General features: G+C 71.0%; 1 protein-coding gene and 1 pseudogene. One reads left to right on the top strand and one right to left on the bottom strand.

Annotation, left to right across the window (positions count from 1 at the left end):
• Positions 1-482 (bottom strand): AMP-binding protein (locus QH283_RS12950; RefSeq protein WP_280503249.1); only part of this gene is annotated, 482 nt, incomplete at its 3' end.
• 362 nt (positions 483-844) lie between these two features.
• Here QH283_RS12950 and QH283_RS12945 point away from each other — a divergent pair.
• Positions 845-1,051, top strand: a pseudogene (locus tag QH283_RS12945) (hypothetical protein); the annotation flags it as partial.

The following is a 1,051-nucleotide window of genomic DNA, read 5'->3' as shown; positions in this document are numbered from 1 at the left end:
GTGCCGGAGGTGAACAGCACGACCGCGATCTCACCGTCTCCCGCACGGCCACCGCCGCTCGCGACGGCGCCTGCCCCCGGGTTCTCGACGGCGCCACCGTGGGCCGCCTGCTCGGCGAATTCCTCCGAGGCGATGGTCACGCCGTCGAACTCGGCCACGACATCGAGGTATTCGCTGTCGCAGACCAGCAGCGGGGTGTCGAGCCTGTCCAGCAGATCTCGCAGGGCCGCCCCGCCGAGGCGGTAGTTCAACGGCGTGAGCGGCACGCCCGCACGGGCGGAGGCGAAGACGAGCAGCGGAAGCATGGGACCGCCGGTGCCGAGGTAGGCCACACTGCGGCAGGGCGTGCCCGCGATCCTGGCGCCCCCGCCGTCGGCGAGTTCGGCGAGGCGGGCGGCGGTCCAGCGCACGTGATCGCCGACGACGGCCGTCCGATCCGGGTCGCTCGACGCCGCCATGTCGAGCAGCAGTGACACGCTCATCCCGCACCCTTCCCGCGAGCGACGCCACCGGGGCGCGGCACAGGGTCGGCAGACCCCGGCGTCCACACGGTGGCGATATTCGCATTCTCTGTCAGAGAGAATAGCATATTCACCATGGCGCGCCACGCCCCCTCCCGAGACGACTTGCGAGCCGCGGCGATATCCACCCGGTCGCCAATTCGCATTCTTGACCACCACAAATAGCGACGCCGCGGCGGACAGAACATGATAACGTCGTTCTCGCATGGCTATAGTCAGCACTTCAGGTCCGGCAACCCGGACGCGACGCCGTGGCACCCATCGGAGCCGTCGAACGGATCGCGGGGTGCACCGGGATCCGTTCCCACAGCGAGGAATCGGCGATGAGCCAGCTCACCGACAGCGACGATCACGTGGGCCCCGCGCCGCGGAGCGCCACTCCCCCGCCCGCTCGCCCGGAACCCGCGGGTGCGCCCCGCACAGCGGATCTCGACGAACTGGTGCTCGCCGCCGAGGAAGCCGAGGCCGAAGCGGTGGCGGCGCAAGCGGCCGCCGAAGCGGCCGTGGCCAGGGCGCGGGCGGTGCGGTTG

The organism is Nocardia farcinica (assembly GCF_029867845.1).
GTDB lineage: Bacteria > Actinomycetota > Actinomycetes > Mycobacteriales > Mycobacteriaceae > Nocardia > Nocardia farcinica_A.
The sequence above is the reverse complement of the archived record's forward strand: the minus strand, read 5'-3'. Positions and strand labels throughout refer to the sequence as shown.